This window comes from Clostridium sp. CF012 (assembly GCF_018861755.1).
Lineage (GTDB): Bacteria > Bacillota > Clostridia > Clostridiales > Clostridiaceae > Clostridium_AD.
Genome location: NZ_JAHLEF010000021.1, coordinates 44,283 through 65,894 on the forward strand (window position 1 = coordinate 44,283; position 21,612 = coordinate 65,894).

Annotated in this window: 22 protein-coding genes; 11 read left to right on the forward strand and 11 right to left on the reverse strand. The window is 33.9% G+C overall.

What is annotated here, in order from left to right; genetic code table 11:
* The first annotated feature begins 65 nt into the window (after positions 1 to 65).
* Positions 66 to 914: a hypothetical protein gene (locus tag KPL50_RS17020; protein WP_216299742.1), complete on the forward strand. Its 849-nt coding sequence runs from the start codon at positions 66 to 68 to the stop codon at positions 912 to 914.
* 81 nt (positions 915 to 995) lie between these two features.
* The gene (locus KPL50_RS27115; protein WP_216299743.1) at positions 996 to 2,204 is read left to right on the forward strand and encodes a DUF5692 family protein; all 1,209 of its coding nucleotides are present in this window, start codon (positions 996 to 998) and stop codon (positions 2,202 to 2,204) included.
* 55 nt (positions 2,205 to 2,259) lie between these two features.
* Here the strand turns inward: KPL50_RS27115 and KPL50_RS17030 are convergent, their stop codons facing one another.
* A complete protein-coding gene (locus tag KPL50_RS17030) occupies positions 2,260 to 2,556 on the reverse strand; it encodes a DUF2651 family protein (RefSeq protein ID WP_216299744.1) in 297 nt (98 codons plus the stop codon).
* 442 nt (positions 2,557 to 2,998) lie between these two features.
* Here KPL50_RS17030 and KPL50_RS17035 point away from each other — a divergent pair, with 442 nt between their 5' ends.
* The 3 genes from KPL50_RS17035 (at position 2,999) to KPL50_RS17045 (ending at position 5,762) form a co-directional block, all read left to right on the forward strand.
* Positions 2,999 to 3,313, forward strand: a complete 315-nt coding sequence (locus KPL50_RS17035; protein WP_216299745.1) for a hypothetical protein — start codon at positions 2,999 to 3,001, stop codon at positions 3,311 to 3,313.
* A gap of 69 nt (positions 3,314 to 3,382) precedes the next feature.
* Positions 3,383 to 4,342: an L-threonine 3-dehydrogenase gene (locus tag KPL50_RS17040; protein ID WP_216299746.1), complete on the forward strand. Its 960-nt coding sequence runs from the start codon at positions 3,383 to 3,385 to the stop codon at positions 4,340 to 4,342.
* Between the two features lie 100 nt (positions 4,343 to 4,442).
* Positions 4,443 to 5,762 (forward strand): APC family permease, encoded by a 1,320-nt coding sequence (locus KPL50_RS17045; RefSeq protein ID WP_216299747.1) that lies wholly within the window; start codon positions 4,443 to 4,445, stop codon positions 5,760 to 5,762.
* A gap of 108 nt (positions 5,763 to 5,870) precedes the next feature.
* On the opposite strand, the gene KPL50_RS17050 is transcribed toward KPL50_RS17045, so the two are convergent.
* Complete coding sequence (locus KPL50_RS17050) at positions 5,871 to 7,316, reverse strand: DEAD/DEAH box helicase (RefSeq protein WP_216299748.1); 1,446 nt, start codon at positions 7,314 to 7,316, stop codon at positions 5,871 to 5,873.
* 55 nt (positions 7,317 to 7,371) lie between these two features.
* Entirely contained in the window at positions 7,372 to 8,226 is an 855-nt protein-coding gene (locus KPL50_RS17055; protein ID WP_216299749.1) for a DUF1186 domain-containing protein, read from the reverse strand.
* 238 nt (positions 8,227 to 8,464) lie between these two features.
* On the opposite strand from KPL50_RS17055, the gene KPL50_RS17060 reads away from it, so the two are divergent.
* The 3 genes from KPL50_RS17060 to KPL50_RS17070 all read left to right on the forward strand — a co-directional run bounded on the left by KPL50_RS17060 (position 8,465) and on the right by KPL50_RS17070 (position 11,114).
* Positions 8,465 to 9,343: a sigma-70 family RNA polymerase sigma factor gene (locus KPL50_RS17060; protein WP_216299750.1), complete on the forward strand. Its 879-nt coding sequence runs from the start codon at positions 8,465 to 8,467 to the stop codon at positions 9,341 to 9,343.
* Positions 9,344 to 9,820 carry a zinc ribbon domain-containing protein gene (locus KPL50_RS17065; protein WP_216299751.1) on the forward strand — a complete coding sequence of 159 codons (477 nt, stop codon included), beginning with the start codon at positions 9,344 to 9,346 and terminating at the stop codon, positions 9,818 to 9,820.
* 172 nt (positions 9,821 to 9,992) lie between these two features.
* Positions 9,993 to 11,114 carry a serine hydrolase gene (locus tag KPL50_RS17070; RefSeq protein ID WP_216299752.1) on the forward strand — a complete coding sequence of 374 codons (1,122 nt, stop codon included), beginning with the start codon at positions 9,993 to 9,995 and terminating at the stop codon, positions 11,112 to 11,114.
* Between the two features lie 105 nt (positions 11,115 to 11,219).
* On the opposite strand, the gene KPL50_RS17075 is transcribed toward KPL50_RS17070, so the two are convergent.
* The 3 genes from KPL50_RS17075 to KPL50_RS17085 all read right to left on the reverse strand — a co-directional run bounded on the left by KPL50_RS17075 (position 11,220) and on the right by KPL50_RS17085 (position 14,022).
* The gene (locus KPL50_RS17075) at positions 11,220 to 11,486 is read right to left on the reverse strand and encodes a hypothetical protein (protein ID WP_216299753.1); all 267 of its coding nucleotides are present in this window, start codon (positions 11,484 to 11,486) and stop codon (positions 11,220 to 11,222) included.
* Position 11,487: 1 nt separating this feature from the next.
* The gene (locus KPL50_RS17080; RefSeq protein ID WP_216299754.1) at positions 11,488 to 12,579 is read right to left on the reverse strand and encodes a hypothetical protein; all 1,092 of its coding nucleotides are present in this window, start codon (positions 12,577 to 12,579) and stop codon (positions 11,488 to 11,490) included.
* Between the two features lie 528 nt (positions 12,580 to 13,107).
* On the reverse strand, positions 13,108 to 14,022 hold the full coding sequence (locus KPL50_RS17085) for a choline kinase family protein (protein ID WP_216299755.1): 915 nt from the start codon (positions 14,020 to 14,022) through the stop codon (positions 13,108 to 13,110).
* A 395-nt stretch (positions 14,023 to 14,417) separates the two neighbouring features.
* On the opposite strand from KPL50_RS17085, the gene KPL50_RS17090 reads away from it, so the two are divergent.
* The 3 genes from KPL50_RS17090 (at position 14,418) to KPL50_RS17100 (ending at position 17,772) form a co-directional block, all read left to right on the forward strand.
* Positions 14,418 to 15,557: a 1-propanol dehydrogenase PduQ gene (locus KPL50_RS17090; RefSeq protein ID WP_216299756.1), complete on the forward strand. Its 1,140-nt coding sequence runs from the start codon at positions 14,418 to 14,420 to the stop codon at positions 15,555 to 15,557.
* Between the two features lie 236 nt (positions 15,558 to 15,793).
* Entirely contained in the window at positions 15,794 to 16,993 is a 1,200-nt protein-coding gene (locus KPL50_RS17095; protein WP_216299757.1) for a histidine kinase, read from the forward strand.
* Between the two features lie 14 nt (positions 16,994 to 17,007).
* On the forward strand, positions 17,008 to 17,772 hold the full coding sequence (locus tag KPL50_RS17100; protein ID WP_309245192.1) for a helix-turn-helix domain-containing protein: 765 nt from the start codon (positions 17,008 to 17,010) through the stop codon (positions 17,770 to 17,772).
* A gap of 189 nt (positions 17,773 to 17,961) precedes the next feature.
* Here KPL50_RS17100 and eutM (KPL50_RS17105) read toward each other — a convergent pair whose 3' ends face one another.
* The 5 genes from eutM (KPL50_RS17105) to KPL50_RS17125 form a co-directional block, all read right to left on the reverse strand.
* Positions 17,962 to 18,261 (reverse strand): ethanolamine utilization microcompartment protein EutM, encoded by a 300-nt coding sequence (gene eutM, locus KPL50_RS17105; RefSeq protein WP_216299759.1) that lies wholly within the window; start codon positions 18,259 to 18,261, stop codon positions 17,962 to 17,964.
* Between the two features lie 112 nt (positions 18,262 to 18,373).
* Positions 18,374 to 18,664: an ethanolamine utilization microcompartment protein EutM gene (gene eutM / locus KPL50_RS17110; protein WP_216299760.1), complete on the reverse strand. Its 291-nt coding sequence runs from the start codon at positions 18,662 to 18,664 to the stop codon at positions 18,374 to 18,376.
* A gap of 20 nt (positions 18,665 to 18,684) precedes the next feature.
* Entirely contained in the window at positions 18,685 to 19,335 is a 651-nt protein-coding gene (locus KPL50_RS17115) for a phosphate propanoyltransferase (RefSeq protein ID WP_216299761.1), read from the reverse strand.
* Position 19,336: 1 nt separating this feature from the next.
* Complete coding sequence (locus KPL50_RS17120) at positions 19,337 to 20,887, reverse strand: acetaldehyde dehydrogenase (acetylating) (RefSeq protein ID WP_216299762.1); 1,551 nt, start codon at positions 20,885 to 20,887, stop codon at positions 19,337 to 19,339.
* A 43-nt stretch (positions 20,888 to 20,930) separates the two neighbouring features.
* The gene (locus KPL50_RS17125; RefSeq protein WP_216299763.1) at positions 20,931 to 21,581 is read right to left on the reverse strand and encodes a BMC domain-containing protein; all 651 of its coding nucleotides are present in this window, start codon (positions 21,579 to 21,581) and stop codon (positions 20,931 to 20,933) included.
* Positions 21,582 to 21,612 lie beyond the last annotated feature (31 nt).

Consider the following 21,612-nt stretch of genomic DNA (forward strand, 5'->3'; position numbering starts at 1 on the left):
GCAGTGTACTAAATATTAGTATTCTGTGTATTTTGGGTTCATTGAAAAAAAAGGGGGACATTATTATGAATATTCCTGTATGGAAGTATATACTTTCCATGGCTTCGTACTTTACCCTACTCCTGGTTATCGTAGGTTGCATGCGTAAATACTATAAGTTTTCGAATTGGTTCTGGCTTGCATCGCTATTAACTTTTCCAATTTGGCTTATGTCAGGAGGGGTAGTAGGCTGGTTTCGTTGGTTTAAAATCATAAGCGTTATCCTTCCCACCATATTTTTAGGATTTTCTCGAGTTGCCGCCTATGAAAAAAAGAAAGGCAAGTTCTGGACAGCCCTTCAAAAAGACTGGGTGCTTGGGGTACTCTTCGGTGTTCTATTCCTTAATATTATGGAAGCCACTGTGAAAGATCTGCAAACGGGCAACTACTTTAACTCACTTTGTGGTTTCCTACTTTGCGTAACCATGCCCTATGCTCCAAAGTTTTGGAAGCTATCCACAGAGCGCGGCGACCGTGGCGATCTACTCGCATATACTACAATTGCTTGGAACTTCCTATATACTACCTGGAATTTGTGCTTTGTGTATGGTGAGAGTCCTAATTTCTTTGCAAGTTCAGTATGTATCCTTTTGGCTGCAGAGATATATCCGCTTATCAAAGGACGTCCAGAACTTTACATTACTTCTAGGGTATATACACTAGCAACACACATGCTATTTCGTGCCTGCCTGCCTAACCTGTTCCCTGCAGTAATGGATTCCTCATCATGGTTTAACCCAAATATTTTGAAATACTGGGGTATCATAAATGCAATATTGATTATACCATATGTATTCTGGCACACTTGGCAGCTTCACACAGGAAAATCTGAGACCCGCTTCCGCCGTGGACACGTTGAATCCATAAGTTCATAAACTACTTATACCCTTGAAGTTTAAAATATAGGGGTTATACTCTAAGCAAATTTGCTAATAAATATTGGGGGGCGTTTTTCTGTGAAAATAATTAAAATGTCTGTTAAGACCTTTGTCATAAGCATCTGTTTATTTATGATAATGGTGTCTTCAGTATCTGCTAAACCTAGTAATGGGTTTACTGCTAATAATCATAAGGCGTTAGGAACTTGGCAAGGTATTGTAGATGGGAAACAAGGAGAGGGGTCATTTTTTTATCGGTTTAGTTTTCGTGAGGATGGAACAGTTACAGTTATCAAGCAATATGGCGGTCATGACGAAAAGGAAGATAAAACCTGGAAGAAAAATGGTGATAATCTTCAAATCATTAGTGGTCCAAATGCTAATATAGTTGATTTTGATAAAGGTGACCAAGTTCTATTTAAATTTATTGATGCGAATACTATTGAATATAAAGATGGTTTTTACGAAACGGATTTTAAAGAACATAAAAATGGTATAGCATTCGTTCATTGGATATTAATCTTAGTAGTTTTGATGGCTCTTAATGAAATTTTTAGAAGGTTTAAATTTCCAACTATTATATTTTACTTTATTTTACCCTTTGCACTAATACCATTATGGGCTAGTCATGGTGTCAGTTACTGGTTTAAATGGGCGAAAGTATATTCAGTTGTAACGGCATGTATATGGTTCACCTGTATGAGATATACAAAACTGAGCAAAAAGGTATTTCCTAGATTAATTGCTGGAATGTTTATAGCCCTCAATATTACTGAAGCTGTAACCCAGGATTTCTCACTAGGATATGCACCAAATATTTTAAATGGAATTGCAGGTATTCTTTCTATTATCACACTCTTCTATGGATGGAAGGGTATACATATCGATAATAGCAAGCAGCATGACATGGTTTGGCCTAAGATGACTATTTTGTGGATACTCGCTTATGATGTTTGGAACTTTGTTTTCGTATATCTTAACTTCCCAGGCTCTGCATCAGCACAATTCATGGTAATTCTTTCTTGCACTATTCCATCACTCTTTATTAAAAAGGGTACTTGGCTTCAGGCTCGTGCTTTTACTTTAGCAGCATGGTTTATGTATTATTTTACAGCACCTCGCTTTACAGAATCAATGCAGCTTCATGTACCTAGAAATGCCTCATTAAGCATGATCGTAGCATTAATCAGTATCGCTTTAAATATTATATGTGCTGTAGCCTTCTTTAGAAATATACGCAATGATAAGAAAGCTTCTAATGTGAACCTATTTGGTTTTACCGAATAAGTCGAATAAAATAGCAACAGAAACTACAAAAGTTTTTGTTGCTATTTTTTTTCATTTAATCCAGTATTCTTTTTCTTTTACGAGTGGCACTTTCCTTATGTATAATTATTAGATCTCCAAGCAGTGTTCCAAACATAGAAATGAAGGTATATATAAAACACCAAATTAGAAAACTTGAATTAAATACAGTAAATGTTACAATCAACCAAATTACACAGTTAATGATTAAAATAATAATCATTTTCTTAAATATAAGTTGCATTATTAATGACGTTAGAACAACTAATAATGGGAATGTAAATAAGATCATTGACATTGATTCATTAGTATAAATATTAAAGATGCTAAACATATCATAATCACCACCTTCATTTATCCTTATAATTAAATTTTACTTACTTTTTTATATAATACAACTCATGAAACTCATAACGCATATTTTAGTACACAAACGGAATATATTTGCATAAACTTCTTGACTTCTTTAAACCCATCTTGAACTTCCCATTCATTTTTAGCTACACTTAAACATTAATAAAGGCTATATATAAATCCCCTGATTCTTTCTTTTATACTTAATAGTTTTATATAAACATTGAAAGGATACTCCTTAGCATCATGGTAAGAGTACCTGTTATAAAACAGGTATTTAAATATTTTTCATCGATATTCTATAATATATATTGATAAAAAAATAGAAAAAAATATTTATAGATAAAAAAATTGTATATTTTACAGGATTAAAAACAATTCTATATAATATATAATAAATTAAATTTGCGAGGTGTATCCCTATGCTAACAAAAACTGATTCAATCTGCTTAACTTGGCATGAAGTTTTAATAAAGAATGGAATTAATCCAAGAGTATCAAAATCATTGATTGGTTTTACATCATGGAACCAAAAGGAACTTCCTGATAAACTTGGAAAGCATATTACTGATATATTAAAAGAATATAGTGGAAAGGTAATTGTAAAAGATGTTATTGGTACTAAATATAACGATATCGGATTATTATTTTTAAATACTGAAATACCCGAAGATGTGGCAACTAATGTTTTTGATACGATTATGAAATATGAGCAAGAGGATGTTTATGATATTTAACAAATAAATTAAGTGAAACTAAAAAGTATAAGATTATATCAATAATAAATTAAATACGGAGGGAAACAAATGAAAAAAATATTAGTAACAGGAGCATTAGGTCAAATAGGCTCAGAATTAGTAATTAAAATGAGAGAAATTTATGGTAATGATAATGTAATAGCTACTGATCTAAGAAAGCTAGAGGGCAGCCCAGTAGTTACTACCGGCCCTTTTGAATTATTAGATGTAACTGATCATAAAACTATGCTTGAACTTGCTAAAAAATATGAAATAGATACATTAGTTCATTTAGCAGCTTTATTATCAGCAACAGCTGAAGCGAAACCTCTTCTCGCTTGGAATTTAAATATGGGCGGACTTGTAAATGCTTTAGAAGTTGCTAGAGAATTGAATTGCCAGTTCTTTACACCAAGCTCTATAGGTGCCTTTGGTCCATCTACACCTAAAGATAATACTCCTCAAGATACAATTCAAAGACCAACAACTATGTATGGTGTAAACAAAGTTGCAGGAGAATTATTATGTGATTATTACTTTAAGAAATTTGGAGTTGATACAAGAGGCGTACGTTTCCCAGGACTAATTTCTTATGAAGTTCTTCCAGGAGGAGGAACAACTGACTATGCTGTTGATATATATTATGAAGCATTAAAGTCAGGTAAATACACTTCATTTATTAGTGAAGGAACGAAGATGGATATGATGTATATGCCAGATGCAATAAATGCAATTATTAAAATAATGGAAGCTGATGGATCAAAATTGATTCACAGAAATGCATTTAATATAACAGCTATGAGTTTTGAACCAGAAGAAATAGCTGCTGAAATTAAAAAACATATACCAGATTTTACTATGGATTATAATGTAGATCCAATAAGACAAGGAATTGCTAATTCATGGCCAAATTCAATTGATCCAACTTGTGCCAAAAATGAGTGGGGCTTTAAAACTGAATATGATTTGGCAAAGATGACTACTGATATGCTTGAAAAATTAAGTGCTAAAGGAATTGGCGCTAAATAACATTAAAAATAAGGCACATGAAAATAAACTCGCCTACTGTTCTATAACAATAAATTAATAAAAAGGTACATTATAATAATATGTAATGGAGGAAATTGAAATGGAAAAAAGCACATTAAAAAAAGAAATTGGCTTATTATCAGCAAGTGCAGTTGTTATAGGCATGGTTATAGGTTCTGGAGTATTTTTTAAACCTACGGCTATTTATACTGCAACGGGAGCACCGGGACTCGGAATGATTGCATGGATTGTAGGAGGATTAATAACTATAGCGGGAGGACTTACGGCAGCCGAAGTGGCAGCTGCAATACCTAAAACTGGTGGAATGATAGTTTGGCTTGAGGAAGCATATGGAGAAATTTGGGGATTCTTATTGGGTTGGGTTGAAACAGTAATATCTTTCCCAGCCAATATAGCTGCACTTTCAATAATATTTGCAACGCAAGTTGTTTCTTTGTTAGGTTTCAATGATGGAATGATAGTTCCAATTGCAATATTAGGAACTATATTTTTAATAGGTATGAACAGTTTAGGTGCAAAAGTTGGTGGAAATATTCAATCTATATTTACAATAGCTAAAATGGTTCCCATATTAGGAATTATTATTTTTGGATTTATTAACGGTAATGGCGGGGTGGTAAGGTTATTTCCAATATCAGTTGCTACCCACCCAATAGCTACAAGTTTAGGTTCAGCACTTTTGGCGACAATGTTTGCTTATGATGGTTGGATACACATTGGAAACATATCAGGGGAATTAAAAAATCCAAAAAAAGATTTACCGAGAGCAATTGTTGGTGGACTATTATTTGTAATGGCTGCCTATATATTGATTAACATGGCATTTCTATTTGTAATGCCTGCCTCTGCACTTGCAGCAACAAAAACACCAGCTACAGATGTAGCAACAATACTCTTTGGAGCAGCTGGTGGAAAAGTTATTACCGTTGGAGTTTTGATATCAATTTTTGGAGCTTTAAATGGTAATATACTAACAGGAATGAGAGTACCATATGCTATGGCACTAGAAAATAAATTACCAGGCAGCAAATGGTTAGCAAAAGTAAATCCTAAAACTGGTACTCCAATCAACTGTGGTATATTAATTGGAGTTATTGCAATTTTTATGACATTACTTGGAAATTTTAATCAACTTACAGATTTATTAGTATTTGTACTTTGGATTTTTTATGTTATGACATTTATTGCAGTAATGGTTCTTAGAAAGGAGCAACCAGATCTTGTAAGACCTTACAAAGTACCTTTATATCCAGTAGTTCCTTTGATAGCTATAATAGGTGGAGCTTATATAATAATAAACACAATGTTTACTCAACCTATGAATGCAGGATTAGGCCTTTTAGTTACAGTAATAGGATTACCTATATATTTTATGAAAAAAAATATATCTTCTAAATAAAAAGTTAAAGCAATTTCAAAATAATTTATATAACAAAAGGCAATCCATTAGTAAATTAATTTTTACTAATGGATTGCCTTTTTTGCTTCAATGCCTTATTTGTAATTTTTATATGTCCACTTTACTTACAGTACGAGGCCTTCCTTTGATAGGTCTATTTTGTAATTGTTGGAAAACCAATTCACCTTTATTATTTAATATTTCTACAAAAGTAGATATATCAACTATATTGATAATTCCTATATCATCCTTTGTCATTCCCTCAATACTACAAAGAGTACCCACGATATCCATGGCCCTCATCTTTGTTTTCTTACCTGCATTAATATGTAATTTCATGATTTCTTTGCTTAGCTCTGCGCCTTTTGCTTCTTTAACTTCAGGTCTTGTATTCATCTTATCTTCAAATTCTTCTTTGGCATCATCTACAGTTTCCACTTCTGGTCTTGTCTTAAGTGGAATCTCTTTACCGATATATTCTTCTATATCATCTAGGTATCTATTTTCATTTTGGGTCACAAAAGTAATTGCGCGGCCCAGCTTTCCTATGCGACCAGTTCTTCCTATCCTATGAACATAGCTTTCCTTGTCTTCCGGTATATCATAATTAATTACAAGAGTAATGTCATCTATATCTATTCCTCTAGCTGCAACATCTGTAGCTACCAAATATCTAAAATAACCACTCTTAAAATCATTCATTACTCTTAATCTATCACTTTGTTCCATACCACCATGTATTTTCTTACAAGTATAATGAAGCTTAACCATCTCATTATAAACCTCATCTACCTTTATTTTTGTATTGCAAAATATCATACAGCTATCTGGGTTTTCTACTACAGTTATATCGCTTAAAAGCACTATTTTACCCTGTTCATTTACGTCATATCTTTCTTGACATATTCTATCTGCCGCTTTATTTTGGTCCTCTATGTCAATGCGGATAGGATCTTTCATATATCTTTTGCATAAATTCTCTATATCTTTTGGCATTGTAGCTGACAATAACATAGTCACACGCTCTTTTGGAAGGCCCCTTATTATTGTTTCTATCTGATCTACAAATCCCATATTAAGCATTTCATCAGCTTCATCTATTACAAGATACTTTATATTTGATGTATCAAAGGTCCCCTTATCTAAATGATCCATAATACGACCAGGTGTTCCAACTACTATATGCGTTTTTTGTGCAAGTTCTTTTTTCTGATTATAAAAAGGGGACTGCCCATAAATTGCAGCTACTTTAAGTCTTTTAAATCTACCTATATTAAAAATATCTTCTTTGACTTGGATAGCAAGTTCTCTTGTCGGTGTAATCACTAGAGCTTGAGGTTTATTTTCTTCCCAATCTACGAGCTGACAAATAGGAATGCCATAGGCTGCAGTCTTCCCGCTTCCCGTTTGGGACTTTACTACTACATCCTTTTGTGACAGCACAGCAGGTATAACATGTTTCTGGACTTTTGTTAAATTTTTAAAGTTCAACATAGTAATTGCTTTTAATAAGTCACTGCTTAATTTAAAGTCTTCAAATTTTTCTTTTATCATATGATCCTCTCTTTTCTTATATTTCCACAACTGTTAACATCTCTAGGTTGTTTAGTTATTTTTTTCTTTGTTTCTTTTTAGTAGCTTTTACCTGCTTTTTATTTTTTTTGTTTTTATTATTTTTATTCATCTTATTAATGCCTTGCATGAATTGTGATTTAGGCTCACTACTACTCTTAGTAAAGCATCTCCAGCACCCTAACTCTTCTATAGTATCCACAACAAATGAATATCCTTCATCTTTTAATTTTGGGAATTTTGTTTTATCATGAATTTTAATAGCCCCATCCACTTCTTCTAAAGATATGCATTCCTCATCTATTAGTTCATCCTCATATGCTTTTTTTATGTGTTCATATAATTCACTAGGACCGACTTCACAGGAATCATATATAAGCTCATTCCAAACTTGTGAAAATTCTCTCTCAAGTTTTCCTTCAAATAAAGTCTTATAGTATTCAATAACTTCACCTTGAGATATAACACCCTCACCGAGTAGTACAATAAAGGATTTAATAGCAGCACATCTAACATATTCATTAACATTGCTATCTTCCACTAATCTCTTTATTGGCTCTGTGTCTCCCCCACAAACTGAAGCTAAAATTTTATGTAAATCCTCTGTAAGAAAATCACCAAAAATATCATCTGGAATTTCCTTTGGTAAACTAATTAAATCTATAATTGGCTTAAAACTTTGCTTTTCTCTAAACTGTGCCAATAAGAAAGTTGCATATATATGTGCAAAATAATTAGGTTTATCTAAAATCTCCTCATAATTTTCTTTGGCATTTTTTAATATCTCAAGTAACTCAGGTATAAATTCTTCCCTGCGGTTAATTATCTCCTTTAATTGTACTTCTGGAAACTTCCCGTTATTATACTCAATTTCTTTAATTAATTCATTCATTAAATAAAACTCCTTCTTCATTTGAATTTAAACTAAATTCCACATTAATACTCCCATATTGGGATTAAGCTTGTAAATGACTCTACTTTACACTTTATTATATCCTGTTTTCTTATATTGTGCACTATTTACCTAAACGCTATAATTAACATTATACAGATTTAATTAAAATATTTTAATTCATTTAGTGAACCTTTTATATTCTCATACGTAGTAAATAGTGAAAGGGGGCAAGGTTTTGGATGATAAGTTAATTTGGATAATTTTTGATACTGATAAAAATCAAGGCCTCCACCTGTTTATAGAGAAATACAAAACTCCTCTTTATAAGCTTTGTGTAAATTTGCATAAAAATAGCACTAATGCTGAAGATTTATTTCAAGATACTTGGATAAAAGCTTTTAAATATATGAATGACTTTGACAGAAGTAAAAATTTTGAACCTTGGCTCTTTACAATTGCTGTTAATCTATACAGGGATACTTATAGAAAGGTTAAAAGATGGTTTTCAAAATCTATAGATTTCTTTGATATTAATGAAAAAAACATTGTAATGGATAATATAAAGGCGACTACTTATCTTCCTGAGGAATCTTATGATAATTCCCAAAATAAAGAGCAGTTACAAAATGCTGTCAATAATTTAAAAGACGTATACAAAATGGTAATCATACTATTTTACTACAATGGACTAAAGCAAAATGAAATTTCAGAAATTCTAAAAATACCGGTAGGAACTGTAAAATCTAGATTAAATAAATCTAAAAAATTATTAAAAGAATATATGGAGGCAATAACTATGGAGGATAAATATTTAGAAGATCTTCTCTTTGAGCTGGGTAATGAAGATATTAATCTTCCTATAAATTTAGTTCAAACTACCAAGGAAAAAATAAATAACAAGCACTTTTTATCTATACTATGTATATCAATTTTTTTAAATCTTATTACACTTGTAAGTTTAATTGTTATTGTATATTTTAAGTTTAATTTTAAAGGTGTTATAGGATTATTTGTTTTATGGAGTTTTATTTCAAGCTTATCTATATTACCTGTAGTATTTATCAATGGACAGTCCAAATTAAAATTCACAAGCATTATACGAGGAGTGATTTAAATGAAAAATTCAAAAAAAATATTTTTTATTCTTATAACATTGCTTTCCCTATTCATTTTATCTATTGTTATTCTAGGTATATTTGGTGTAGCCTCAGATTATAGTTATGCAAATGGAAATATCGCTGAAATTATTCCGCCACTTATAATACTACCTTTAATGTTTTTATTATTCTTTGGAACAATTTATTTAATTGGTCGTTTTGTATTTAAAGATTCAAAGCAAAGAGGTATGGATCCTTGGCTTTGGACCACAATAGCAATATTTGTTCCAAACCTTATGGGTTTAATAATATATCTCGTAGTAAGGAATTCCTACACTAAGAAAATCTGCTTAAGCTGTGGAAAAACTGTAGATGAACACTTTATGAATTGCCCCTTCTGTGGATATAAACTTAAAGAGAATTGTAATTCCTGTGGAAGCGCTGTAGATCCCGAATGGAATGTTTGTCCCAAATGTGCGGCTAAATTAAAGTAAATATTAAAAAGGGGCTGTCTCAAAATGATTATAAAATCATTTGAAGAGGCAACCCCTTTTCTAATTAATTCATGCCACATTTCTATGAATATTTAAACTTGCTAATATATCTCCCTCATGTTAAAATTGTATTTTAAGTTAAAAAATGTATTTACAGAGGAGATGTAGTTACATGAGAAAAACAGCAATATTTAGTATCATTGCAATTTTATCCACGTCTCTATTTATGGGTTGTGGAGCAAAAAATAATGATAAGGTTTCCGTTGTTACTAATAATAAGGATTCCGTTGTTAATTCTGAAAATGAAAAATTAAAAGAAGTAAGTTCAAAAACCGATACATTGTTTACTGATTTCTTTGGAGCAGGTAAATTCAGTGGGTATGTGTATGTTACCAAAAATGACTCCATTATTTTAGACAAAGGTTATGGAAAGGCTGATTTCGAAAAGGGAATAAGCAATACATCTCAAACTAAATTTGATTTGGCGTCTTTAACAAAGCAATTTACTGCCCTTTCTGTATTGCAGCTCCAAGAAAAAAAATTGCTTAACGTGAATGATAAAATTGATAAATATTTACCTCAGTTTCCACATGGAAATGAAATAACAATTCATCAATTATTAAATCATACTTCTGGATTGCCAGAACATCCTGATAAATTTGATATAAGAAAATTTAGACCTTCAAGTAAAATAGACACTGCAGTTGCAAAAAAAATGGAAGTAACTCTAGACTTCGCACCAGGCTCAAGTTTTGGTTATAGCAATACAGGATATATTTTATTAGGTTATATTATCGAAAAAGCATCTTCTAAAACTTTAGATGATTATTTTGCTGAAAATATTTTCAATCCACTAGATATGAAAAATACCGGCTTTCAAAATGAAAGCTCTTTTATTGATAACTTGGCTGTAGGGTATTTATCTTATAAAAAAGATAAAGCAGAAACATCTTGGACTGAAACAAATATTGGAGTAGTTCGTGGGTCTTCAGGGCTCTGTTCTACAGTAGAAGATTTGATAAAATGGGATAAGGCTTTGACAAATAAAAAACTTATAAATAAAGAATCCTATGATAAAATGTATACACCTTATAAAAATAATTATGGCTATGGCTGGTATGTATTTAAAGATTCAAATGAAAAGACTTACTATGAGCATTATGGAGTAGGTTCCGGCTATAGAAGTTATATACTTAGAAATGTGGAAGCAAATACTACAGCTATAATTGTAAGCAATTTCGGAGATGTGCCTTTTGGGGAGATAACCTCTTTATTAAAGGATTATATTAAATAGAAAGAGCTATCTCTAAATAGAAATTAATTTCTATTTAGAGATAGCTCATTTTTATTGCTTTTCTTATGGAATAATTTGAAAAGAGGATATCTTTTCTAAAAATCATCAGTCTTTAATGTATTTATTAATTGTAGCTGCGCCTTCTTTGTTTGCATGATAGTAAACTTTTAAGACCTTTTCCTTATTCATTTCAAACCTTGTTTCTTCAAGAAGGCCATTAGCTTCAGCTGTCATTAATGCTGTGATTACATCATCTCTATTAAGTGCTTTGAAATTACCATATTCACCTTTTAAAACTTCAATAACCTCTTCTGCACAAGCTTCTTTAACTTTTGTAAAATGTTTTAAAATAGCATAATTAAGAGCTTTCATACTAAATTACCTCCTTTTTTCTAAACAAATCCATAGGATTCATAGAGATTACTAAGATACCAACCATCATTAATACAGCAGCAGCCCAAGCGATAGGAGGTAATGACCAACCATCTAGACCTGCGAATATGCCAAGTATTATCCAACAACAGAATGGACCCCAGAAGGAATATGTACCATTACATGCCATACCAAGAGCGGCACCACACATACTGTTGCCCTTATACCAGCTCATATATGAAACAAATGCACAAAGACCAGCTAAAGCAAACCAAATCATAGCAGGACCACTTGTAAATGCCTGAACAACAAGATTAGTTGAAAGACTAACACTTCCTGCCATCATACCCAAAACAGGAATTAAAATAATTAAGTTTGAAATACCTGATATTGTCTGACGAATAGTAATACCAATCTCAGAGTCAATCATAGATGTCCCGTAACCAGCTACACAACCTTCAAAACCCCAACCAAGAGCCGCTATGAAAGCAATACAAACACCTAAGAACATACCTTTTGGTGCATCTCCAGCAATACTTGTACTACCAATCATAAAGCTAGCAACAACACAAATAGCAATACCAAACATCATACGCTTGGTTAACTTTTGTTTGTATAATATTCTACCTAAAATTGCACCAATAGCTGGACAAAGGGCAGTAATAGGAATAACAATTGATCCAGCCATCTGAAGACCAACAACATATGCTGTGCTGGAAATAGGGCCTCCTACAAGAGCCGCTAAAATCATTACACGACCTGGAGTAGTATTGATACATCTAAAGAAATCTCCAAGTTTACCTTTAACCCCTGCATAAAGTAATGCCCAAACAGCACTACAAGTATCATTTACCGCACTACCAATTGCACCTAGTAAATATGTAACAGCAAAAGCAGATAACCCTGCTGTATTAAGACCGTACCAGTCACCCCACGTTCCCTTAGACATACCTAAGGTCAAAAATGCTGAATAGAATCCATACATAAGACCTGAAAATAAAGCGATTGAGATTCCTTTTTTGAAAAATTGTGATGATAACTTCTTTTTAGCAGCAACTGCAGACGCATCAAGTGATACTTTCACTTCGCTCATAAACAAAAACCCCCTCTTTGAAATATTTTTAATATAGTAGCATTAATTTATAATTTATAATGAGCACTTTTTTAATATGGCCATTAGAAATTTCTTTGCATAATTTTATATAACTTTAATTACCTTAGAATTTAACTTTGCCTAGCAAGGAATTAGAAACCGTTTTCTTAAAAAAAATCCGTGCCTAACTCTTAGAACTGAACCCATTCTTAATATACCTTAATAAGACGCTTTTTCATGGCATAAAGTGCAATTTTTTACTGGATTATATCCGCCATTTTTCTGAAGTTTTTGTACTATCGTTATTTTATTGCACTAATAGCTTAATTATAAGACTTTAACTGAAATTTCATTCTTTTTTCAATCATACCGCCCAGACCTACTCAGTTAGGAACCTAATCTTTATTCCATTTTTCAGCATAAAAAAATAACCCCATTGAATGGACACAACTCTTTTTTAGTTGTGTCCATTCAATGGGGTGTATTTCAGATATCTAAACATATTTTCTATATAGCGGTTATGGCAATCTAATTTTTTACCATATCGGCAATAGAATAATCTGATGAAACAGTGATTGCGTTGACATTCTTCTGAAAACGTTGGTATCTTACACTGCAATAGTCCAAAAAATCGTCTCCGCTATAGTGTCTAATCATGGCCCATACCATCCAAAGTAAATCCTGCGCTACCATATAGCATTTTATTTTTAATACTTCTTCAGGTGTAGGAGCCTCTTCATAATATTCTAAAAGAAGATATTCAATTGCATCTTCGCTTAGTCTAGATTCAAGAATGTACGCAGCCACATCCCAACTTGGGTCGTTCATTCCAGAATATTCCCAGTCTACAAGGTAAGTTCTGCCATTATCATCGGCCACAAAGTTTTCGGGCACTGTGTCGTTATGACAGGGAACAGAGATTGTCCTTTTTATATTTTCTTGCATAAAAAGGACCAATTGATTTTTCAATGCCACATAGTCAAAGAAAAAACCACCCTTAAGTTCTTGAATAATTTTTTCGTATTTAGTAAGCTCCGTTTGCCAATCGAAGGAATTTGGAAAATGTTTTGGGTTAGAATGGGTTTTTTTCATTAGAGCAGAAACAGCTCTCAAATTTGTTAGAGCACTTGGATCTGTTTGAGCAATATTTTTGCTATTTTTAATGAATATACTGATTTTAATCCCGCTATCCTCATCAAAAAAAACACACTCAGAATTCATGCCAAACCCCCAGGCGATATGATTATTATGTTTTTCGATTTTTCTGTCAATCATCAAATTGGTCATTCCGCCCGGTTGACGAACAACATACTCTATTCCCTTGATATTCATAAGGTAATTGTAATTAGTAAGGCCACCTGCAAACCTTGACTTATCGAACATAATACTATCATCATTAAAAACGAGACGTAATTTTTCTTGTACTAATTCTTCCATTTTCATTAATATTTCCACCACACATATTTCAATCTATTATTTTCTTTGATTTTAAAGTTCACTTTAATTTAAATTTTCTTAACATTTTCTACTAAAAGCTCCTAATATTAAGTATCGATAGTCTATCACACTGTTTCCTAATTGTAAAGTGTATTTTTGCAGAATAAATGTTGAATATGTTACTATTATAGCACATTTTTATCTTAAAGAATAAAAAGCTAAAAGAACTCTACTTTTAAAGTAGCTTATTGTTCAAGAAAAACAATATTGTACAATATAAGATTTTAACTTGATACAATAGTGCTAAAACTATATATTATTTCTGCAATAAACTAATTGTTCTGTATGATATCATATGTTATGAGCTTTACTGTAACATCAAAGAATAGGAGGTACATATCATGGAAGGTAAGTTTAAACTGAAGTCAAAAGTTTATTTTAATAAGGAATCTATGCAACTTTTAGAGCAGATTAAAGGTACCCGAGCATTTATTGTCTCGGATTCTATAATGGAAACACTGGGATATCTTCAAACTGCTGTAGATTACCTAGCCAAAGCTGGAATAACATCCATTGTTTTTTCAGGAGTGCGCCCTGATCCGGATGTTAAAGTAGTTACGGAGGGACTAAAACTATATGAGGAAAGTGGTGCAGATGTCCTTGTAGCACTTGGTGGAGGTTCTGCCATCGATACAGCAAAGGGAATTTTGTATTTTTCTTGGAAATTAAAAAGTATAGCGGATGGTGAAATGAATAGGCCACTGTTTATTGCGATTCCCTCCACGAGTGGAACCGGTTCGGAAGTAACGGACTTCACTGTTATTACTTCTGAAGGTACAAAGTTATGTATTGTAGATGAGTTTATAGCACCAGATATAGCAATTCTTGACTCTACTTGTATTCAGCATGTTCCTCAACGTGTGGTTGTAGATACAGGTGTAGATGTTCTAGTTCATGCCGTTGAGGCCTATGTTTCAACAAATGCAACGGATTTTACAGACGCTCTTGTGGAAAAAGCCGTAAAATTAATCTTCGAAAATATTGAGACACTTTACAAGGACCCCAAGGATTCGGATGCCAGGGATCGTGTTCAAAATGCTTCCTGCATGGCAGGAATGGCATTTACGAATACAGGTCTTGGTATAAATCACAGCTTGGCGCATGCCCTTGGAGCAACTTTTCACATTTCCCACGGACGCTCCAATGCCATTTTACTTAGTTCAGTTATGGAATACAACTCCGACTTAAGGGGAAGTGCCAACGGTTATGCTGCAGAAAGATACGCAAAATTGGCCAGGGTTCTGCAACTTCCAGCCCGTACGCCACGTGAAGGTACTGTGAATTTCATCCAGGCTGTAGATAAACTAAAAAAACTCCTAGGAGTGGAAACGAATATTCGGGCCCTTGGAATTGATCAGAAGGAATTTGAAAATGCTTTAGATAATATGTCACAAGCCGCCCTTCAGGATCGTTGTACACCCACTAATCCAAGGCACCCTTCCAAGAAAGAACTTATTGGTATTTATCAAAAATGTTATTAATACTTGTGTAAAATATTGAAGCTTGCCGAAAAAGAGTTAAAACCAAAAATACAAAGTTTTAGTCTCTTTTCCGACAAATTTTTTATTAAAATTAGCTGTAGATTGTTTACTATTATACATTAATACATTATAATAGTATAAAAGCCATACTTAAATTTGAAAGAGAATTACACCCCCTATACTTGAACAATTCCTTTCTTTCTAATATAAATTATATGGCAGAAGGTGGCTAAAGCATGAATAAAACTGATAATCTGCTGAAAAATTTAATAGCCTCCAATATTTTATATACCCGTTATATGAGTATTCTATCTCTGTCTGATCTTCCTCTGTTTTTGGTAGATACAAATGGAGATGTTTTGTTTGAATTTATTCCATCCCCGGATTTTTGCACCTATATATGCCAGGAAAATAAAGGTCAAGTATGCTCCGACTACAAATGCAGACTAAAGCCCAGCGGTGAGAATAGATTTGTCTGCCGTTATGGCCTTGAAAACATCCTTTTTCCCATCACGCTTCAGGATGAGACTTTAGGTTATATAGTTGGTGTACAATCATTTTTAGAGGACAATGAATATCGAAAATACATGATTGAAGTACAGTCCCTAAAAAAAGATAAAAGTACAGAATTAGAATTTATCGCCAAATCTATTTTATCGCTGAAAACCGTGGAATCAAATAAAATTAAAATACACGAGCAGCTATGTGCCCATATTGCTAAAAATATTTCACTTGACTTGTCCGAGATCCTCAGCCATACAGATCCAGCTGCGGTAAGGTTGTCAATTGAAAAGGAAATACTAGAGAAAAAAATCATTGACTTAGAGGGTGAAAACATGGCTCTCATGGTCAATCCCCATTTTTTGTTTAATACCTTGAACTGTATTGCCCGCATAGCATATTTTGAGAATTCCCAAACGGAGGAACTTATCTATTGCCTTTCCGATTTGCTCAGATACAATTTAAAGCAAAACAATCAGCTTCACACCATTGGTGCCGAAATTGACAACATTAAGAAATATTTATTTATCCAGAAGGTAAGATTTAAAAACCGTTTGACATATGACATCCTCATCCCGGAGAATATTAATGCTTACAGAATCCCCAACATGGTGATACAACCCCTTGTTGAAAACGCTGTTATTCACGGCATCACCCAAAAACGAGATGGAGGAACAATAAGCATTTACGCAGAAGAATATAAAAATGAGGTCGTTATTTCCATTATTGATAATGGAAACGGTTTTCCAAAGGATGTTTTGCAGAACATACAACAATTTGAAAATAAATCAGGCCTAGGGTTTGGAAATACAGATAAACGTTTAAAACGATATTACGGGGAGCAATACGGACTTAAAATAGTAAAGTCTGACTATAGCGGAAGTACCGTAACTATCACCATTCCCACCCAGCCTATTGCGGGGTTATTACTATGAATGTTGTCTTAATTGTGGAAGATGAAATACTTGAACAAAATTTTCTCAAAGCAATTGTGCTTGAAACTCTTTCTCCAGAGGATACGCTGCTGACCTGCGAAAGCGGGGTTCAAGCTGTGAACCTAGCAAAGCAGCATCAACCGAATATTATCATAATGGATGTGATGATTCCAGAAATGGATGGTCTAAGCGCCACTCATGAGATCAGAAAATTTCTACCAAGTGCTTGTATCACCATTTTATCCGCCTATGCGGATTTTCCCAATGCACAGAAAGCCATTAAACTTCGGGTTTTTGAATACCAGTTAAAGCCTATCAAGCCCAAAGCCTTCAAAGAACTTTTTCGTAAAATGCTGGATTCCGTAGCCGAATATCCCACTTTATTGGAGGAAACGGCTGAAAAAGCCATCCTAGAACCCACTGGATACCAACATAACTTTATTGAGGAATCTATAAAGTATATTAAAGAACAATTTAAAGAGAGATTAACTTTGGAAATGGTAGCATCTAAGGTGTTTATGAATCCCAAATATTTCAGCCATGTTTTTAAAAAGGAGATTGGGACCTCATTTACAGAGTACGTAATTAATCTTAAAATTCAATATGCCTGCCGATTACTGGAAACAACTACTTACCCCGCTTACCGGATTTCAATTGAATGTGGCTTCTCAGATCCCTCTTATTTCAACAGGGTATTCTCTGCGAAGATGAACCTGACTCCAAATATCTATAGAAAATGTAAATGTGCTTCAAAACCGAAAGAATTCACTTTCTCTTGACCAAGCCATATATATTTAAGTTCATAACTTAATTTTACAACACTTGCGGGTCTTTTGGGACCCGCATTTTAATTTGCACAAAAAAAATAGGGCTGTTACACACTAAATTTTCTTTAGTTGTATAGATCAGCCCTATAGTTACAAAACAGCCATTATTTTAATATTGGAGTTTAAATCACAATCTTTAAACTATTTTGCGTCTTCTTCTCTCTTTGTTGATTTAGGAAGAATAGCTTCAACTTCAGCATGTGGACGAGGGATAACATGAACAGAAACCAATTCCCCTACGCGCTGAGCTGCTGCAGCACCAGCATCAGTTGCTGCCTTTACAGCACCTACATCACCTCTTACCATTACTGTTACTAGACCTCCACCAACAAATTCTTTACCAACTAGGTAAACATTTGCTGCCTTAACCATTGCATCCGCAGCCTCAATAGCTCCAACTAAACCCTTTGTTTCGATCATACCTAATGCATCATATTTCATTTTTATTTCCTCCTAATTTTTTATTTGTAATTATAATTTATAAAAAATTGACCCACCATGATACCAATATAATTTATATGAATTACTCTACTGATGGTCAGAATATATTTTACTATTCTTCCGTCTTTATCATTTTAGGAAGAATGCCTTCAACTTCCACATGTGGACGAGGTATAACATGAACAGAAATCAGTTCCCCAACACGTTGAGCTGCAGCAGCACCAGCATCAGTTGCTGCCTTTACAGCACCTACGTCGCCTCTTACCATTACTGTTACTAGACCACCACCAACAAATTCTTTACCAACTAAGTATACATTTGCTGCCTTAACCATTGCATCTGCAGCCTCAATAGCTCCAACTAAACCCTTTGTTTCGATCATTCCTAATGCATCATATTTCATTTTTATTTCCTCCTAATTTTTTATTTTGTAATTATAACTTTTGATAAGGAATTAAGATTCATAGCATTTGCTTCTTCTGTGTCAAGATGACATTCTAGTGCAGAAGCTTCATTAGCTCTAACTGCCACATTATTATAAGTGCCCCCACGTTCCCCATTAATCTGAATAGATACCATCTGTCCATCATGCACACCAAGGCCTTGTGCATCTTTAAGTGTCATATGAATATGTCTTTGTGCAACAATCAAACCTTCTGTTGTCTGAACAGATCCCTTGGGACCAATTAACGTAATTCCCGGTGTTCCCTGTAAATCACCCGATAACCTTGCCTGTGAAACGGTGCCAAGTTTGAAGGAATCTCCTGTGAGAACTTCCACCTGTGTCTTACTACGCACAGGACCAAGAATTCTAATTTTCTCAATGGCACCCTTTGGTCCGCAGATTGTTACAGTTTCCTTACATGCATACTGTCCAGGCTGCGATAAATCTTTACTTTTTGTTAACTGATATCCTTCTCCGAACAGACTATTTAAATCTGCCTCAGAAAGGTGAATATGACGATTGGAAACTCCAACTGGAATCTCATATATGTCTTCTTTCACTTCTGTAGAAGGAGCATTAGCTTGAACAGCCTCTAGCAAAAGTTTCAGAACAGCATTATACTTATCCATTTTAGTTGGCTCCCTTCATTGCGCTTACCAGTTCATTTACAAGTTTCAAAAGCTTTTCATTATCAGTGCAATCGTTCTTAGATGCAGATGCAGCTGCATATGAATCCGGACTTAAATTACCGCATCCTACGCCACTTTGAACTTCACAACTACCAGAGAGTTCAGGGTGGTTGAAAGTCGGATCAGCGGAGGCTAATGTACTGCAATCCTTAGTGCCATATGCAATTCTTTTGATATTAATCAAATGCATTGGAGTAACATTTTCTGAAACAGAACTTCCTCCCCATGTACCGCAACCTAGTGTGAATGAAGGTATAAGTCCTGTGCTTGCACCGGTACCACCTTGACTTCCACCAGTATTAACTAAAATACGAGCTGCTGGTTTTTTAGCAAACTTCATTACAATATCTCTGTCTTCTGTATGAATACTCATAGTGTGTCCGATTCCGTTCTGAAGTAGTTTGATACTAAGATCGCATGCCTCATGCCAATCTTTCACTGTATAGAAAGCTAGTACTGTTGTCAGTTTTTCATAAGACAGCGGATACGCCTCACCAACATCTTGCTGCTCCCCTATAAGAACCTTAGTTCCTTCTGGAATGGAAATACCAGCAGAAGTTGCAATAACCTGAGGAGATCTGCCTACGAATTTAGCACTCATTGTGTGTCCATTCTTAAATAATAAAGCACAAACTTTTGCAGTTTCTTCAGCTGTCATAAAATAACCGCCCTGCTTCTTAAGTTCAGCAACTACTTGATCATGATTACACTCTTCAACGATTATAGACTGTTCAGATGCACAAATAGTTCCATAGTCAAAAGTCTTACTTGCTATAATATTGCTAACCGCTTGCTTAACGTTCGCAGTTTTCTCAATATAAGCTGGAGAGTTACCAGCACCAACACCCAATGCAGGCTTACCCGCACTATAAGCGGCTTTTACCATTCCTGGGCCTCCAGTTGCAATAATTAAGGCAACTTCTTTACATTTCATTAACTCATTTGTAGCCCCTATAGATAGGTTAGAAAGACTACTGATAATATTGGCAGGTGCTCCTGCCGCTACTGCAGCATCATTCATAAGGTTTATTGCCTTCATTGTACATTTTAGTGCAGCAGGATGTGGTGAAAATACAATTGCATTACGTGACTTAATTGCAATTATTGCTTTGAAAATAGCAGTAGATGTTGGATTTGTAGAAGGTACAATCCCCATTATCAAACCAACTGGTTCAGCAATATCAATTACCCTTTCAACCTCATCTTCGCGAATAATACCAATAGTCTTCATATCTTTAGTGGCATTATACACCAAAGTAGAAGCCATATGATTTTTATAAGTCTTATCCTCAACTTTTCCAAAACCAGTTTCTTCCACGGCCATCTGGGCCAGGCAAACTGAATTTTCCTCTGCAACTCTAACCATATTACACAATATCTTATTTATTTGCTCTTCTGTATAATCAGAAATCTCAGTTGCCGCAATTTTTCCGAGTCTTGCTAGATTCCTTGCATCTTGTACTGAACGTAAATCATAATCCATCTTATCCAATTAAAACCCCTCCATTCTTTTCTCATAAAGCTTTATAACTACGTTAATTAATTTCGTAATATTTTTTTAACTCTGTAATCAACAGCATTTTATTAGCTTTAGAAACTCTCCTGCCTGTGATACCAAAGTTTTTATATTGACGAGCTAAATTTCGAAGTTCTATCACTTTAAACTTGTTCAGAATCTTAATAGCTTCTTCCAAGCCATATTCAAGTACCAGCTTATCTACAGCTTCCTTATTATTCAATTCACACAAATCAATTTCTAAAGAAATAACTGTTTTTTCTGGCAAGAATTCCATTCCTTCTGAATTTTCAACTACTATTTCTTCATCTTCAACAGTAACCTTTGCAGTGTCTTCCTCATCAGATTCAGTTTTTGCTAACTGATAAGTTGCCATTTCTCCATTTTTGAGCGGTGCTGCAGGTATAATTATATACTCTAAATCCTCATGTGGGCGTGGAATCACATGCTCTGAGACCAGAAGATTGCTATTTATTTTTCTAACTGCTGCTCCACCAGCATCTACAGCTGCTTTCACCGCACCCACATCTCCAGTTACAATAATTGAAACAAGACCTCCACCTACATATGTCTTTTCCAAGAGATTCACATCTGCAGCCTTGAGCATTGCATCTGCACTCTCAATAGCTGCAATAAGTCCTTTTGTTTCGATTAACCCAAGTGCCTGCATTGCTTAACCCCCTTAACTTTGCTGAAAGGTT